Raw genomic sequence first — 14,003 nt, forward strand, 5'->3', positions numbered from 1 at the left:
GCCCGCCGGGACGAGGCGGCTCACGACCGCGGCCACCGAACGTGGAACCGCGCACGCCGGAACGAGGTCAGAACGACATGCACCTGCGACGAGTCCCCGCCCTCACCGCTGCGCTGGCCCTCGCGCTCACGTTCGGCCTCTCCGCGTGCGCGACGACCGTCACCGGCAAGCCGCTCGCCGCCGAGGGCGGGTCGGAGTCGGGGGCGGAGGAGACCGCGTCCGGGAGGCCGTCGTCGTCGCGGACCGTCGAGAGGCCGACCGTGTCGCGGGCGCCCGCGACCACGGGGACGCGGGAGCCGGCGGGCGACGTGAAGATCACCACGCGGAAGAAGACCGAGGGCTTCGACGACTGCGCGATCCTCTCGCCCGCGGAGGTGGCCGCCGCGGTGGGCGCGGCCAAGGGCGGCGAGCCGGGGTGCGTGCAGAGCACCGAGGACCCGTTCACCGTGGTGCTGTTCATGCTGACGCTGGCCGAGCACGAGAACGAGGGCGAGGCGCGCTCGATCGAGGTCGGCGGGAACACCGCGTACGAGATCAAGGAGGGCGGCGGCGACTGCACGGTCATGGTCATGCTGACCGACGACCCGGACGTGATCACGCCGGCGTTCATGGCGAGCGTGTCCCCCCTCGACGGCGGCGACCCGTGCCCGATGGCGCTGAACCTGGCCACCAAGGCGTTCGAGAAGATCCCGAACGCCTGACCCACCCGCGAGTCGAACGTCCAGGACCACCGTGTCGAACCTCCAGGACCCCCGAGTTCCACGTTCGCGCACCCGTCACGAGCCCCCGGCCGTGACGCGGATGTAGAACTCGGGGGTCTTGAGCGTTCGACACGGTGGTCCCGAGTGTTCGACTCGCGGGGTCCTAGGGGGTGGGGCCCGTGGTGGCGGGGCGGGTCGGGTCGCCGGACCACTGGGACCAGGAGCCCGGGTAGAGGGGGGCCGGGGCGGTGGGGGACGTGATGCCGGCCACCTCCAGGGCCAGGACCACCGAGCCGGCCGTGACGCCCGAGCCGCAGTAGGCGGCCACCGGGCGGTCGCGGTCCACGCCGATCGCCGCGAAGCGCTCCGCCAGGGCGGTGGCGGGCAGCCAGCGGCCCGCCTCGGTGTGGCCGGCGGTGGGCGCGTTCAGGGCGCCGGGGATGTGGCCGGCGCGCGGGTCGACCGGCTCGGTCTCGCCGCGGTAGCGCTCGGGGGCCCGCGCGTCCAGCAGGGCGCCGGGGAAGGCGGCCGCCTCGTCGGCGGTGATGGTCGGCATCGCGCCGGGGTGGACGGTGATGTTGCCGGGCGCCGGGGCGGGGACGTCGGTGGTGACCGGGCGGCCCTCGGCGGTCCAGGCGGCGAAACCGCCGTCCAGCACCGCCACCTCCGGGTGGCCCGCCCAGCGCAGGAGCCACCAGGCGCGGGCGGCGATGGACCCGTCGGCGTGGTCGTACGCCACGACCGGGTGAGATTCTCGGACGCCCGCGGCGCGCAGCACGGCCTGGAGGGCGGCCGGGTCGGGCAGCGGGTGGCGACCGCCGGCCCCCGGCGGCGCGGACAGGTCCGCGTCGAGGTCGAGGTAGACCGCGCCGGGGACGTGCCCCACCTCGTAGTCTTGGTGCCCCGGGGGCCCGCCCAACCGCCAGCGGACGTCGAGCACGACCGGGGGTTGCGCGCCGTCCAGGGCCGAGGCCAGGGCGTCGGTGCTGATCAGTGGATGCACGGCACCATCCTGCACCCGCAGCCGGCCGACTAGCATTGACGCCATACGTAAGGGGAACGGGTGTGAACGACCTCATCGACACCACGGAGATGTACCTCCGCACTATTTACGAGCTCGAAGAAGAAGGTGTGGTGCCCCTGCGCGCCCGGATCGCCGAGCGGCTGAACCAGAGCGGCCCGACGGTGAGCCAGACGGTCGGCCGCATGGAGCGCGACGGGCTCGTCGTCGTCGCCGACGACCGCCACCTGGAGCTGACCGAGCAGGGCCGCAACCTGGCCATCGCGGTCATGCGCAAGCACCGGCTCGCCGAGCGGCTGCTGGTCGACATCATCGGCCTGGAGTGGGAGCACGTGCACAGCGAGGCGTGCCGCTGGGAGCACGTCATGAGCGAGGCGGTCGAGCGCAAGCTCGTGAAGCTGCTCGGCAACCCCACCACCTCGCCCTACGGCAACCCCATCCCCGGTCTGGACAAGCTGGGCGACGGCGAGCCCGCGCCGCCCGCCGAGGCCGACCTGCTGCGCCTGGACGAGGTCGCGCGACGCGGCGGCGGTCGCGTCGAGGTGCGCCGGATCGCCGAGCACGTGCAGCTCGACCCGGACCTGATGGCGGACCTGAAGGCGGCGGGCGTGGTGCCGGGCGGCACGGTGGAGATCAACGCGATGGCCGGGGCCAGGGTCGTGCGGGTGCGCGGCAACGGCACCACCGCCGAGCTCGACCCGGCGGTCGCGCACGCCGTGCTGGTGCAGGCGCGGTGAGGCCCGCGCGGCGCGCGGCCGCCGCGTTCGCCCGGCTGCACGGCGCCGCGCCGGCCGGTGTGTGGTCCGCTCCCGGTCGGGTGAACCTGATCGGGGAGCACACGGACTACAACGACGGTTTCGTGCTGCCGTTCGCGCTGCCGCACCGGACCGCGGTGGCCGCCTCGCCGCGGGACGACGGCCTGCTGCGCGTGGCGACGCTGGGTGACGACGGCGCGGTGCGCCACGCCGAGCCGATCGCGGTCGCGGACCTGGAGCCCGGTGCGGTGCGCGGCTGGGCCGCCTACCCGGCCGGGGTGGCGTGGGTGCTGCGCGACCAGGGCGTGACGGGCGGTGCGGACCTGGTGATCGCCGGTGACGTGCCGGCCGGCGCGGGGCTGTCCTCGTCGCACGCGCTGGAGTGCGCGGTGGCGCTGGCGCTGCTGGGCCTGGCGAAGCACCCGGTGGACGACCTGCCCACCGTGGCGCGGTGGGTGCAGCGGGCGGAGAACGACTTCGTGGGCGCGCCGACGGGTCTGCTGGACCAGACCGCGTCGCTGTGCTGCGCCGAGGCGCACGTGCTGTTCCTGGACGTGCGGTCCTTCGAGTCCGAGCAGGTGCCGTTCGACGCGGCCGCGCAGGACCTAGAGGTGCTCGTCGTCGACACCCGGGCGAGCCACTCGCACACCGACGGCGGCTACGGCGCGCGGCGGTCCGGGTGCGAGGAGGCGGCCGGGCTGCTGGGCGTGCCGGCGCTGCGGGACGTCGGGGTGGACGGGCTGGACGACGCGCTGGGGCGGCTGCCCGCCGGGCTGCGCCCGCTGGTGCGGCACGTGGTGACCGAGAACGCGCGCGTGCTCGCGGCCGTGGAGCTGCTGCGCGCGAACGCGCTGGCCGAGCTCGGGCCGCTGCTGGACGCCTCGCACGCGTCGCTGCGCGACGACTACCGGGTGTCCGCGCCCGAGCTGGACGTGGCGGTCGACGCGGCGCGGTCGGCGGGCGCGCTGGGCGCCCGGATGGTCGGCGGCGGTTTCGGCGGGTCCGCGATCGCGCTGGTGCCGGTGGCCGAGCACGACGGAGTGGTGCGGCGGGTGCTGGAGGCGTTCGCCGAACGCGGCTGGCAGGCGCCGAGGACGTTCACGGCGGTGCCCTCGGCGGGCGCCGGCCGGGATGAACCGGAAAACTGACGAAAGCGGGGAACTGAAGGTGAAGCTGCTCGTCACGGGCGGTGCCGGCTACGTGGGCAGTGTCTGCGCGGCCAGGATGGTGGAGTCCGGCCACGAGGTGGTCGTGCTGGACGACCTGTCCACCGGGCACGCGGACGCGGTTCCCGAGGGGGCCCGGCTGGTCGAGGCGGGCATCGACGAGGCGATCGGCGGGCTGCTCGCGGAGGGCTTCGACGGCGTGCTGCACTTCGCCGCCAAGTCCCTGGTGGGCGAGTCCATGACCGACCCCGCCAAGTACTGGCACGGCAACGTGGTCACCTCGCTGCGGCTGCTCGACGCCATGCGCGAGCACGGCACCCCGCGCCTGGTGTTCTCCTCCACGGCGGCGACCTACGGCGAGCCGGAGCGGGTGCCGATCCCCGAGACCTCGCCGACGCGGCCGACCAACACCTACGGGGCGACCAAGCTGGCGATCGACCACGCGATCACCTCCTACGCGGCCGCGCACGGCATCGCGGCGGTGTCGCTGCGCTACTTCAACGTCGCCGGCGCGTACGGGCGCTTCGGCGAGCGGCACGGCGTGGAGACGCACCTGATCCCCCTGGTGCTCCAGGTCGCGCTCGGGGAGCGCGAGCGGATCATGGTCTACGGCGAGGACTGGCCGACCGAGGACGGCACCTGCGTGCGCGACTACATCCACGTCGCGGACCTGGCGGACGCCCACCTGCTGGCCGTGGAGCACGCGACGGCGGGCGAGCACCGGATCTACAACCTGGGCAACGGTTTCGGCTTCTCCGTCAAGCAGGTCGTCGACGCCTGCCGCGAGGTGACCGGCCACCCGGTCCCCGCCGCCGTGGCCCCGCGCCGCGCCGGCGACCCGGCGGTGCTGGTGGCCTCCAGCGAGAAGGCCCGCACCGAACTGGGGTGGAAGCCCGAGCGGGTCGACCTGGTCGGGATCGTGCGCGATGCGTGGGAGTTCACCCGGTCGCTGCGGGAGGCGTGATGACGGGCACGATCACCGGGGCCGGGTTCGGGGACCTCACCGCGTTCACCGGGATGCCCCGGCTCTCGTCGCTGGCGCTGTCGCCCGACGGCACGCGGCTGGTGACGGCGGTGTCCACGCCGTCACCGGACGGCAAGACGTGGCAGGCGGCGCTGTGGGAGGTCGACCCCGCCGGCGAGCGCCCGGCGCGGCGGCTGACGCGCGGCGCGAAGGCCGAGGGCTCGCCCGCGTTCACGCCGGACGGCGCGCTGCTGTTCGTCTCGGCACGGCCCGACGCGGAGGCCGGGCCCGGCAAGGACGGGCCGAAGGACCAAGCCGCGCTGTGGCTGCTGCCGCCGGCCGGTGAGGCGCGCGAGCTGTTCCGGCCCGCCGGCGGCGTGTCGGGCTTCGCGGTGGCGCGGGACGCGGGCAGGGTGCTGCTCGTGTCGGGCGCCCACTCGACGGCCGAGTTCGGCGAGCGGGACGAGGAGGTGCGCAAGGCCCGCGAGGACGCCGGGGTGACCGCGATCCTGCACGAGTCCTACCCGATCCGGTACTGGGACGCCGACCTGGGCCCGAGCTACCCGCGCGTGCTGGCCACCACCGACCCGGTCGACGTGGACGCCCCGCGCCTGGGCGCGGCGGACCTGGTCGACCTGACGCCGGGCGCGAACGCGCGCCTGAGCGACTCCCCCGCCATCAGCCCGGACGGGCGGTGGGTGGCGCGCACCCAGGGCGTCGAGGTCAGCGCGGCGTACGGGACGCGGGTGCGCCTGCGGCTCGCCGCCGCCGACGGGTCCGACGACCGCGTGCTGGCCGACCGCGAGGGCCACTCGTTCTCCCAGCCGGTGTTCCTGCCGGACTCGTCCGGCCTGGTCGCGGTGCGGACCGTCGACTCGACGCCGGACCGCCCGTGGCGCAACGGCCTGGTGCGGATCTCGCTCGACGGCGAGGTCACCGACCTGGCGCCGGACTTCCCGGAGGAGCCGGAGCACCCGGTCGTCGCCCCGGACGGCTCGGCGGTGTACTTCACCAGCAGCCACCGGGGGCACCAGCCGGTGTGGAGGCTCGACCTGGCCTCCGGCGAGGTGGTCAAGCTGACCGCCACCGGCTCGTACAACGAGGTCCGGGTCAGCCCGGACGGCACGACCGTGTACGCGCTGCGCAGCGCGTGGGACCACCCGCCGCAGCCGGTGCGCCTGTCGGCCACCGGGGTCGACCAGGACGCGGTGCCGCTGCCCGCGCCCGGCGCGGTCGAGTCCCTGCCCGGGACGCTGACCGAGATCGACGTGGTGGTCGAGGACGGACGCACCGTCCGGGCGTGGCTGGTGCTGCCGACCGGCGCCTCGGCCGAGCGGCCCGCGCCGCTGCTGCTGTGGGTGCACGGCGGCCCGGTGATGAGCTGGAGCGGGTGGAGCTGGCGCTGGAACCCGTGGCTCATGGCCGCGCGGGGGTACGCGGTGCTGCTGCCCGACCCGGCCCTGTCCACCGGCTACGGGCACGACTTCGTGCGCGCCGGCTGGGCCGCGTGGGGCGGCAAGCCGTACACCGACCTGATGGCCGTCACCGACGTCGCGGAGCGGCGCGACGACATCGACGAGTCGCGCACGGCCGCCATGGGCGGGTCGTTCGGCGGGTACATGGCGAACTGGATCGCCACCCGGACCGACCGCTTCAAGGCGATCGTGACGCACGCGTCGCTGTGGCACCTGGACGCGTTCACCGGCACCACGGACGACTCGTACTACTGGATCCGCGAGATGGGCGACCCGCTGCTCCAGCAGGAGCGGCTGGCGGCGAACTCCCCGCACCTGCGGGTCGCCGACATCACGACGCCGATGCTCGTGATCCACGGTGACAAGGACTACCGCGTGCCGATCGGCGAGGGGCAGCGGCTGTACTTCGACCTCCTGCGCCACGGCGTGCCGGCGAAGTTCCTGTACTTCCCGAGCGAGAACCACTGGATCCTGACGCCGGGCAACGCGAAGGTCTGGTACGAGACGGTGTTCGCCTTCCTGGCCGAGCACGTCCTGGGCGAGCCCTGGCGGCGACCGGACCTGGTCTGAGGTGTTCTTCGTTGAGGGCCTCCTGGGGTGCGCTGAGCCGCGCTGGGGTCGTGGTTGGGACGTGATCGGGTTCCGGTCGGACTGTGGCCGGGCCGTGGTCGGGTCGGGTCGTGGTCGGGCCGGCTCGGCTTGGGATCGGGTCCGGTCCGGTCTGGTCGCAGGGTCCGGGTCCTGGTCGAGGTCGGGTCGCAGGGTCTTGGTCTAGGGCCTGGACCCCGGCTTTCGGCGGTCGGTCAGGCCGGGTCGTTCAGGTCGAGCCGAGCCGGGCCGGTCGGATCGAGTCGGTCAGGCCGAGTCAAGCCGGCCGAGCCGAGCCGAGCCGAGCCGGGCCGGTCAAGCCGGCCGAGCCGGGCCGGTCAGGCGGGTCGGGTCGGGTCGGCCAGGCCAGGTCGGGCCGTGGTCAGGTGCCCCCTTCCGGTGGCCGGGACCACTCGGCCCGGCCCGCCTGCTCGGCCAGCAGGCGCAGCTGGTCCGGGGGCAGGCCCGTGTCCAGGGCCTCCCTCAGCAGCTCGCTGAGGCGGTGGCCCGGGTGGGCCTCGGCCGCCCGCTCCAGCGCCAGCGACGCCAGGCTGCCCATCCCCCGCAGGTACGCCGAGAACGCCAGCAGGGTGGCGGGTTCGGCCCGTTCCGGCGCGGGGGACGCCCTGGTCAGCTCCGTCCACAGCACCTCGGCGCCGATGGCGTGGTCCCCCACGCAGTACCCCAGCGACGCGTCGCGGACCAGGGGGTCGGCCAGGGCGTGCGCCAGCTCCGCCACCTCCTCGTCGGTCAGCGGGCGCTTGCGGGTCGCGGCCCGGAGCACCTCCGACCGGATCAGGTCGTGCCGGCGGGCCGGCGGCCCCTCCGGCCCCGTCATCCGGCGGTGCAGCAGGGCGGCCCGGCGGCCCAGGACCTCCGGTGGGTCGGGCCTCAGCACCTCGGCCATCGCCTCGCGGCTGGGGTAGGTGACGTGGCCGTGGGCGGCCGTGGCGGCGGCCAGGGGTGTGCTCGCCGGGTCCGGCGTGGCGCCGCCGGTGCCCGCGTCGTGGTAGTCGAACCACGGCTCGCCCCGGGCGGTGGCCCGGACCCAGACGGCCAGCACCAGGGGGATGTCCAGGGCCATCAGGGCGTCGTCGAGCTCGTCGACCAGGGTGTCGTGCGGCAGGTCCTCCGGCGGGTCGCCCGAGCCGCCGCCGACCACGACGACCGCGGCGGTGGCGCCGCGGTGGCGCGCGGCGGGCAGCAGCAGCCGCTCGACCGGACCGCCCGGGTGGTCGGGCGGCGGGAGGTCGGCGCGCATGGTCAGGGCCACCGCGTGCCGGTCGATCACGAGCAGCACCGCGGAGTCGGTCGGGTGGAAGCCCAGCAGGTGGGGCACGGCGGCGATCAGGTCGCCCGGGTCGTGGAGCCGGGGCGAGGGCAGGAGCTTCGTCATGGCTTCGACTGTGGCCGGGGGCGGCGGTGGGCGCCAGGGCGGGGTCGTCGCCTGTGGACAACTCGGGGACGGCCGCTCCCGACGGGGTCGGGAGCGGCCGTCGACCTGGGGAAACTCAGCAGTTCGGGGCCACCTGGCCGTCCGAACCTGTGTACACGTACGCGTCGGAGATGTAGCCGGAGCCGATCTGGTCCCACAGGGTGGTGGTGCCGTACTTGCCGGTGACGCTCTGGCCGCGCACCTGGCAGCGGATCGTCACCGAGGCGCCGTCGGCCACCGAGCCGACCGCCGCGTACTGGGTGCCGGGCCCGGAGCGCACGGTCACCGAGGCGCCGCTGTCGGTGCCGACCGTGCCGGTCGTGCCGCTGGTCCCGCAGGAGTTCCGGCTGGTGTAGCTGCGGCTGCCCCAGTAGAGGATCTGCGCGCCGTTGAAGTTGATCTTCTGGTCGGCGCCGTTGAGCCGCTGCTCGTAGTGCAGGTGCGGCCCGCTGGACCCGCCGGTCGTGCCGACGCTGCCGATCCGCTGCCCGATGCGCACCGACTGGCCCACCGACACCGCCTGCGCGGACAGGTGCGCGTACCGGGTGCGCCAGCCACCGCCGTGGTCGATCTCGACCCACCGCCCGTAGCTGGTGCTGCCCTCGTTCGCGACCCTGCTCACGGTGCCGCCGGCGGACGCGACGACCGGGTCGCCGTCGTCGTTCGCGCGGTTGAAGTCCACCGAGTTGGCGGGACTGTGGTTGGTGCGCGTCTGCCCCTCCCACACCTGCCCGCACGGGAACGGGAGTTGGAAGTTCGGCGCCGCCGCGGCCTCGCCCTGGGTGAGGGCGAGGCCGACGAGCGGGGCCACCAGGGCCGTGACGAACACGCGCCTGGCTCGGCTCATCTGCCACCTCCTTGACGACTGGGTGGGCATCCGATCACGACCGGCCGCCGAAGTGGAAGACTTACCAGGTTGTCACTTCGTGAATTACTTCCTAACCAACCGAACGGCGCAACGCCCGCGTTCCGCCGACCACGGGCAGCTCCACCACGGTGGAGGTCAGGTCGATGGACAGCCCGGCGCCCGGCTTGGGCCTCAGCGTGTAGTCGTAGTCGCTGGAGATCAGCACGAACTCCACCGAGTGCCCGGCCTCGACCACGTAGTCGGTCGGCTCCAGCTCGACGTCGACCTGGTACCGCTCACCCGGCTCGATCGGCCTGGTGCGGTCGGGCGAGGTCCGGTTCTGCGGGTCGGTCCAGCCACGCGTGATCACGTGCGACGTGCCGTCCGGCGCGCGGTCGACCAGCAGCGCCGTCACGTTGGCCGCCCGCCGGTCGAACGAGATCGCCAGCCGCACCCGCGCCGTCCCGGAGAACCGCAGGTCGGCGGACGTGGCCCCGGTCGCGTAGGACAGGCGGTTGCCCGAGCTCGGCAGGTCGACCAGGTCCTCCGCGAGCACCGACGAGTCGTCCCGCAGGGACTCGACCACCGGCCGGCCGGGCACCGCGGAGGTCCGCAGCGCGCCCTTGGTCGCACCGCCGGCCCACGGGTGCACGCGCGCCTTGGCCGTGCCCGGCGCGGGCCACTCGGCCTCGTCCACCCACGTGCGGTCCTCGCGCTGGACGGTGGACTTCGGCTCGTCCTCGACGCCGTTGTCCACGCCGTACAGGTAGTGGCTGAACCACCGGTTGAGCGTGCGCCGCCACTCGGCCGACCGCAGCGTGTCGGGGTCGGTGTGCGCGGCCTGGTGCAGCCAGATCTTGTGCTCCACGCCGTGCTGCTTGAGCGCCTCGTACCACTGCGCGACGTGCTTGAGCTTGACGTTCCAGTCGCTCAGCCCGTGCACGGCCAGCACCGCGGCCCGCACCCGGCCGGCGTCCTTGACGTAGTTCCGCTCGTCCCAGAAGGCGTTGTAGTCGCCGGTCACGCGGTCCTGCCGGGCCGTCAGCTCGGCGATCACCGGCTTGCAGATCTCCTGGTCGGCACGGGTGTAGACGTACTCGGCCAGCACGTCGGTGTCCTCACCCTGGTACGTGCCGGGCGCGACGACCGCGCCATCCGCCCGGTAGTAGTCGTACCAGCTGGAGATGGCCGCGATCGGCACGATGGCCTCCAGGCCCTCCACGCCGGTGGCGGCCACCGCGTTGGGCAGGGTGCCGTTGTAGGACACACCCATCATGGCGACCTTGCCGGTGGTCCAGTCGGCCTCGACCTCGGCGCCCGCCGCGTCGCGCGCGGTGGCGCGGCCGTTGAGCCAGTCGACCACGGACTTCGAGCCGGTGGTCTCGTTGCGCCCGCCGGAGGTGGGGCAGCCGGTGGACTTGCCGGTGCCCAGCGACTCCGCGTAGACCACGGCGAAGCCGCGCGAGACGAAGTACGCCTCGTAGCGGCCCGAGGTGATCGGACCGGCGTGGGGGCCGACGGCCGCCGCGATCCGCTCGTCCGCCTCGGCCTTGAGCGCCGCCCCGTCGCGCCGCTGGTGGCCGCCGCGCCCGTCGGGCACGTGCAGCTCCACGTCGACGTCGTGGTTGGCCACGTCGTTGCCGCCGGAGAAGTACGGGCTGTTGAAGAACACCACGGGCACCTTCAGCCCGCGGTCGGTGGCCGCCTGGCGCACCACCTCGGTGTAGACCTCGTCGTCGCGCCCGTCGCGGTCGCTGTCGACCGGGGCGCGCACCCACACGCTCTCGCGCACGACGTCCGCGGCGTTGAAGACGGGTTGCGCCTCGCCGTCCCTGAACACCGGGCCCTCGGCGGCCGCGCCCGCCACCACGGGCGGAAGCCCCAGCGGCAGCGCGACCAGAGCCGCGAGCACGGCGGCTCTCCGTGCACCCTTCACGACCGAACCCCCATCATGTGTAGGACAGGTTTCGGGCAGACCCTCCCCCCGCGGCACACCCCTGTCAAGTCCAATGTAGACAGTCCAAGACCCGACGATCGGCCCCTTGACCAGCGCCGGAGACCTGTGCAGGCGCCCTCGGCCGAGGGGGACGCACCGGCGCCGCGCCGGCGCCACGGCGGCGACGAAAGACCTGGTCACGGAGCCGGACCGGCACCGACGCGCCCGCGCGCCGACCGCCGGGCAGGATGGACGGCATGAGGCTGGTCATCCTGGGCGGCGGCGGGTTCCGCGTGCCCCTCGTGCACCGGGCGCTCGACGACCGCGTCACCCGACTCGTGCTGCACGACGTGGACGCGCACCGCCTGGAGGCGATCCGCGGCGTGCTGGGCGGCGACCCGCGCGTCACCGCCACGACCGACCTGGACGAGGCCCTGCGCGGCGCGGACTTCGTGTTCTCCGCGATCCGGGTCGGCGGCCTGGCCGGCCGGGCGATCGACGAGGAGGTGGCCCACCGGCACGGCGTGCTGGGCCAGGAGACGGTCGGCGCGGGCGGCGTCGCCTACGGCCTGCGCACCGCCCCGGTGGCCGAGCGGATCGCGCGCCGCGTCGCCGAACTCGCCCCCGGCGCGTGGGTCGTCAACTTCACCAACCCCGCCGGGCTGATCACCGAGGCGATGTCCCGCCACCTGGGCGACCGGGTGATCGGCATCTGCGACTCCCCGCTGGGCCTGTGCCGCCGGGCCGCCCGCGCGCTGCGCCTGGACCCGGGCGCGCCGGAGTTCGACTACGCGGGCCTCAACCACCTGGGCTGGCTCCAGGGCGTGCGCGTGGGCGGCCGGGACCTGCTGCCCGACCTGCTGGCCGACGACGCGGCGCTGACCTCGTTCGAGGAGGGCCGCCTGTTCGGACCCGAGTGGCTGCGCGCGCTCGGCGTGCTCCCCAACGAGTACCTCCACTACTACTACTCGACCAGGGAGGCGCTGGGCGCCGACCGGGGCGCGTTCCTGCTCGCCCAGCAGCAGCGGTTCTACGACGGCGCGGTGGACTGGGAGACCACCCGGCTGGAGCGCGAGGCCACCTACATGGCGCACGACCGGGAGGGCGAGCGCGACTCGCTGGAGGGCGGCGGCTACGAGCACGTCGCCGCGGCCCTGATGCGCGCCCTCTCCGGCGGCGGGAAGACCACGCTCATCCTCAACGTGCCCAACCGCGACACGCTGTCCGCGGTGGACCACGGGGCGGTGGTGGAGGTGCCGTGCGAGGTGGACGCGACCGGCGCGCGGCCGCTGCCGGTGAGCCCGCTGCCCGACCACGCGGCGGGCCTGGTCACCTCGGTCAAGGCGGTGGACCGGCTGGTCCTGGAGGGCACCCGGGCCGCCGCGCTGAAGGCGTTCGCGCTGCACCCCCTGGTCGACTCGGTGGCCACCGCCCGGAGCCTGCTCGACACCTACGCGCGGCGGCACCCGGAACTGGCTCACCTCAGCTGAGCCCGGCCCAGCGAGTCCGCGCGCCGCGTGGTCTCCGGCAGCCGGGTCACGCACAGCCGCAGCACCTCGGCGCACGCCCGGTCCAGGTCGATCCGGTGCCCCACCGACACGAACACCGGCTTGACCCCCTCGCGGGTGCGCAGCGCCCGCCCGACCACCTCGCCGCCGTCCAGCAGGTCGCTGTGCGCGCCGCGCGCCGCGCCCGGCGGCGTGAACCGGCCCATCGGCGTCTTGGCCACGCCCAGGCTGGGCAGGCCGGTCACCACGCCGACGTGGCAGGCCAGCCCGAACCGGCGCGGGTGCGCCAGGCCCTGCCCGTCGCAGACCAGCAGGTCCGGCGGCACGGTCAGCTTCCCCAGGGCGGTCAGCAGCGACGGCAGCTCGCGGAACGCGAACAGCCCCGGCACGTACGGGAAGTCGGCCCGGCCGGGCACCACGACCTCGTCCACGGTCTCCAGCGACGCCGCGTCCAGCACCACGACCGCCGCGGCCAGCCGGTCGTCCTCGGCGTACGACACGTCCAGCCCCGCCACGTGCCGCACCACCAGGCCGGGGTCGGCGCGCGGCACCACCAGCGGCCGCAGCCGCTCCTGCTCCGCGACGGCCTCCTCCGGCGTCACGCGTGCCCCACCGCGGCCCGGTGCGCGGCGAGCAGGTCCTCGCCGAAGTCGCCGGACCGCCGCCGCCACACCGAGTGGGCGTGGTTGGCGTCGTTGGCCGTGTTGTCGTACTCGATCAGCAGCTCCGGCCCCTGGACGCGGTAGTAGTGGCCCTCGCCGCGCCGGGTCGAGCCCTCCCAGGCGAAGTGCAGCCGGCCGAGGTCCAGGGCGTCGAACTCCTCGTCGGCGAGGTCGCCGGTCAGCCGGTCGAGGTAGTAGCGCACGAGCCCCACCAGCAGCTCGCGCGAGCCCCGGTCGAGCTGCCCGACGGCCACGCCCGCGGGCTCGACGTCGCCGACGCGGGGCGAGTTGCCGGTCCTCAGGTCGGGCGGCGGGGTGTCCGCGACCACGGCCAGCCCGCGCGCCGTGCGGCCCATGCGGTCCAGCAGCTCGCGGGCCAGCTCCTCCTCCAGCCGCAGCGGCTGGGACACCGCGCGGCCCCGGTAGGTGGTGCGGGCCGGGTTCGCGCCCAGGAAGAACGGGGTGGCCGAGACGCGGCCCTCGGCCACCACCACGCTCACCGACAGGTGGTGGCCCTCGACCCGCCACCCGTACGGCTCGTCGCCCGGCTCCCCCAGCAGCACGGTCCAGTAGTCGCCCTGGTGGCGGTCGCGCCCGCCGCCCTCGCGGTCGTCGAGCACGTCCTCCAGCGCCATCACCGCGGTGACCTGCGCGTAGGCGTGCGGGCTGAGCACGCGGGCCAGCAGCCGGTGCACGGCCTTGCGCTGGGCGCGGTCCAGGTCGCCGTAGCGGACGCCGGGCCGCGGACCGGGCGTGTAGGCCCACCGCCGGCGCAGGTCGTCGTCGGAGACGGGGCGCACGGCCGCGGCCCGGAGGTCCTCGTCCAGGGTTCCCAGGAAGCCGCGGGTGACCTCGGCGATCTCGTGCAGCACCACCCGAACCTAGCCGCCGGGACGCGGCCGGGTCACCCGAACAGGGTCACCTGAACCGGATCACCTGAACCGG

12 protein-coding genes are annotated in these 14,003 nt (G+C 74.8%); 6 read left to right on the forward strand and 6 right to left on the reverse strand.

The window, feature by feature from the left end; genetic code table 11:
- Window positions 1-77: 77 nt before the first annotated feature.
- Window positions 78-701 (forward strand): DUF3558 family protein, encoded by a 624-nt coding sequence (locus Q5530_RS13780; RefSeq protein WP_415362580.1) that lies wholly within the window; start codon window positions 78-80, stop codon window positions 699-701.
- Between the two features lie 163 nt (window positions 702-864).
- On the opposite strand, the gene Q5530_RS13785 is transcribed toward Q5530_RS13780, so the two are convergent.
- Window positions 865-1,704 (reverse strand): sulfurtransferase, encoded by an 840-nt coding sequence (locus Q5530_RS13785; protein WP_415362581.1) that lies wholly within the window; start codon window positions 1,702-1,704, stop codon window positions 865-867.
- A gap of 62 nt (window positions 1,705-1,766) precedes the next feature.
- Here Q5530_RS13785 and Q5530_RS13790 point away from each other — a divergent pair, with 62 nt between their 5' ends.
- From Q5530_RS13790 to Q5530_RS13805, 4 genes are read left to right on the forward strand one after another with little or no spacing between them, the layout of a single operon-like run.
- Window positions 1,767-2,459 (forward strand): metal-dependent transcriptional regulator, encoded by a 693-nt coding sequence (locus tag Q5530_RS13790; protein WP_380636393.1) that lies wholly within the window; start codon window positions 1,767-1,769, stop codon window positions 2,457-2,459.
- Entirely contained in the window at window positions 2,456-3,625 is a 1,170-nt protein-coding gene (gene galK, locus Q5530_RS13795) for a galactokinase (RefSeq protein WP_415362582.1), read from the forward strand. Before Q5530_RS13790 ends, galK begins: the two co-directional genes overlap by 4 nt.
- Window positions 3,626-3,644: 19 nt before the next feature.
- The gene (gene galE, locus Q5530_RS13800; protein WP_415362583.1) at window positions 3,645-4,607 is read left to right on the forward strand and encodes a UDP-glucose 4-epimerase GalE; all 963 of its coding nucleotides are present in this window, start codon (window positions 3,645-3,647) and stop codon (window positions 4,605-4,607) included.
- The gene (locus tag Q5530_RS13805) at window positions 4,607-6,652 is read left to right on the forward strand and encodes a prolyl oligopeptidase family serine peptidase (protein WP_415362584.1); all 2,046 of its coding nucleotides are present in this window, start codon (window positions 4,607-4,609) and stop codon (window positions 6,650-6,652) included. Before galE ends, Q5530_RS13805 begins: the two co-directional genes overlap by 1 nt.
- A gap of 400 nt (window positions 6,653-7,052) precedes the next feature.
- Here Q5530_RS13805 and Q5530_RS13810 read toward each other — a convergent pair whose 3' ends face one another.
- The 3 genes from Q5530_RS13810 to Q5530_RS13820 form a co-directional block, all read right to left on the reverse strand.
- Entirely contained in the window at window positions 7,053-8,066 is a 1,014-nt protein-coding gene (locus tag Q5530_RS13810; protein ID WP_415362585.1) for a DUF4192 domain-containing protein, read from the reverse strand.
- Between the two features lie 115 nt (window positions 8,067-8,181).
- The gene (locus tag Q5530_RS13815) at window positions 8,182-8,952 is read right to left on the reverse strand and encodes a peptidoglycan DD-metalloendopeptidase family protein (RefSeq protein ID WP_415362586.1); all 771 of its coding nucleotides are present in this window, start codon (window positions 8,950-8,952) and stop codon (window positions 8,182-8,184) included.
- A 91-nt stretch (window positions 8,953-9,043) separates the two neighbouring features.
- Window positions 9,044-10,888 (reverse strand): Xaa-Pro dipeptidyl-peptidase, encoded by a 1,845-nt coding sequence (locus Q5530_RS13820; protein WP_415362587.1) that lies wholly within the window; start codon window positions 10,886-10,888, stop codon window positions 9,044-9,046.
- A 257-nt stretch (window positions 10,889-11,145) separates the two neighbouring features.
- On the opposite strand from Q5530_RS13820, the gene Q5530_RS13825 reads away from it, so the two are divergent.
- Window positions 11,146-12,378 carry a 6-phospho-beta-glucosidase gene (locus Q5530_RS13825; protein WP_415362588.1) on the forward strand — a complete coding sequence of 411 codons (1,233 nt, stop codon included), beginning with the start codon at window positions 11,146-11,148 and terminating at the stop codon, window positions 12,376-12,378.
- Here the strand turns inward: Q5530_RS13825 and Q5530_RS13830 are convergent.
- Both Q5530_RS13830 and Q5530_RS13835 read right to left on the reverse strand, forming a co-directional pair.
- Window positions 12,366-12,998 (reverse strand): endonuclease V, encoded by a 633-nt coding sequence (locus Q5530_RS13830; RefSeq protein ID WP_380636380.1) that lies wholly within the window; start codon window positions 12,996-12,998, stop codon window positions 12,366-12,368. The two genes, Q5530_RS13825 and Q5530_RS13830, sit on opposite strands and share 13 nt — an antisense overlap.
- A complete protein-coding gene (locus Q5530_RS13835) occupies window positions 12,995-13,930 on the reverse strand; it encodes a DUF3500 domain-containing protein (RefSeq protein ID WP_415362589.1) in 936 nt (311 codons plus the stop codon). Before Q5530_RS13835 ends, Q5530_RS13830 begins: the two co-directional genes overlap by 4 nt.
- Window positions 13,931-14,003: the final 73 nt, after the last annotated feature.

The sequence above is a fragment of the Saccharothrix sp. BKS2 genome, from assembly GCF_047689505.1.
GTDB lineage: Bacteria > Actinomycetota > Actinomycetes > Mycobacteriales > Pseudonocardiaceae > Actinosynnema > Actinosynnema lopnurensis.

Coding starts and splice junctions, on each gene's coding strand:
- Q5530_RS13825 (WP_415362588.1), top strand. CDS start 11,146: ATGAGGCTGGTCATCCTGGGCGGCGGCGGGTTCCGCGTGCCCCTCGTG.
- Q5530_RS13815 (WP_415362586.1), bottom strand. CDS start 8,952: ATGAGCCGAGCCAGGCGCGTGTTCGTCACGGCCCTGGTGGCCCCGCTC.
- Q5530_RS13810 (WP_415362585.1), bottom strand. CDS start 8,066: ATGACGAAGCTCCTGCCCTCGCCCCGGCTCCACGACCCGGGCGACCTG.
- Q5530_RS13780 (WP_415362580.1), top strand. CDS start 78: ATGCACCTGCGACGAGTCCCCGCCCTCACCGCTGCGCTGGCCCTCGCG.
- Q5530_RS13805 (WP_415362584.1), top strand. CDS start 4,607: ATGACGGGCACGATCACCGGGGCCGGGTTCGGGGACCTCACCGCGTTC.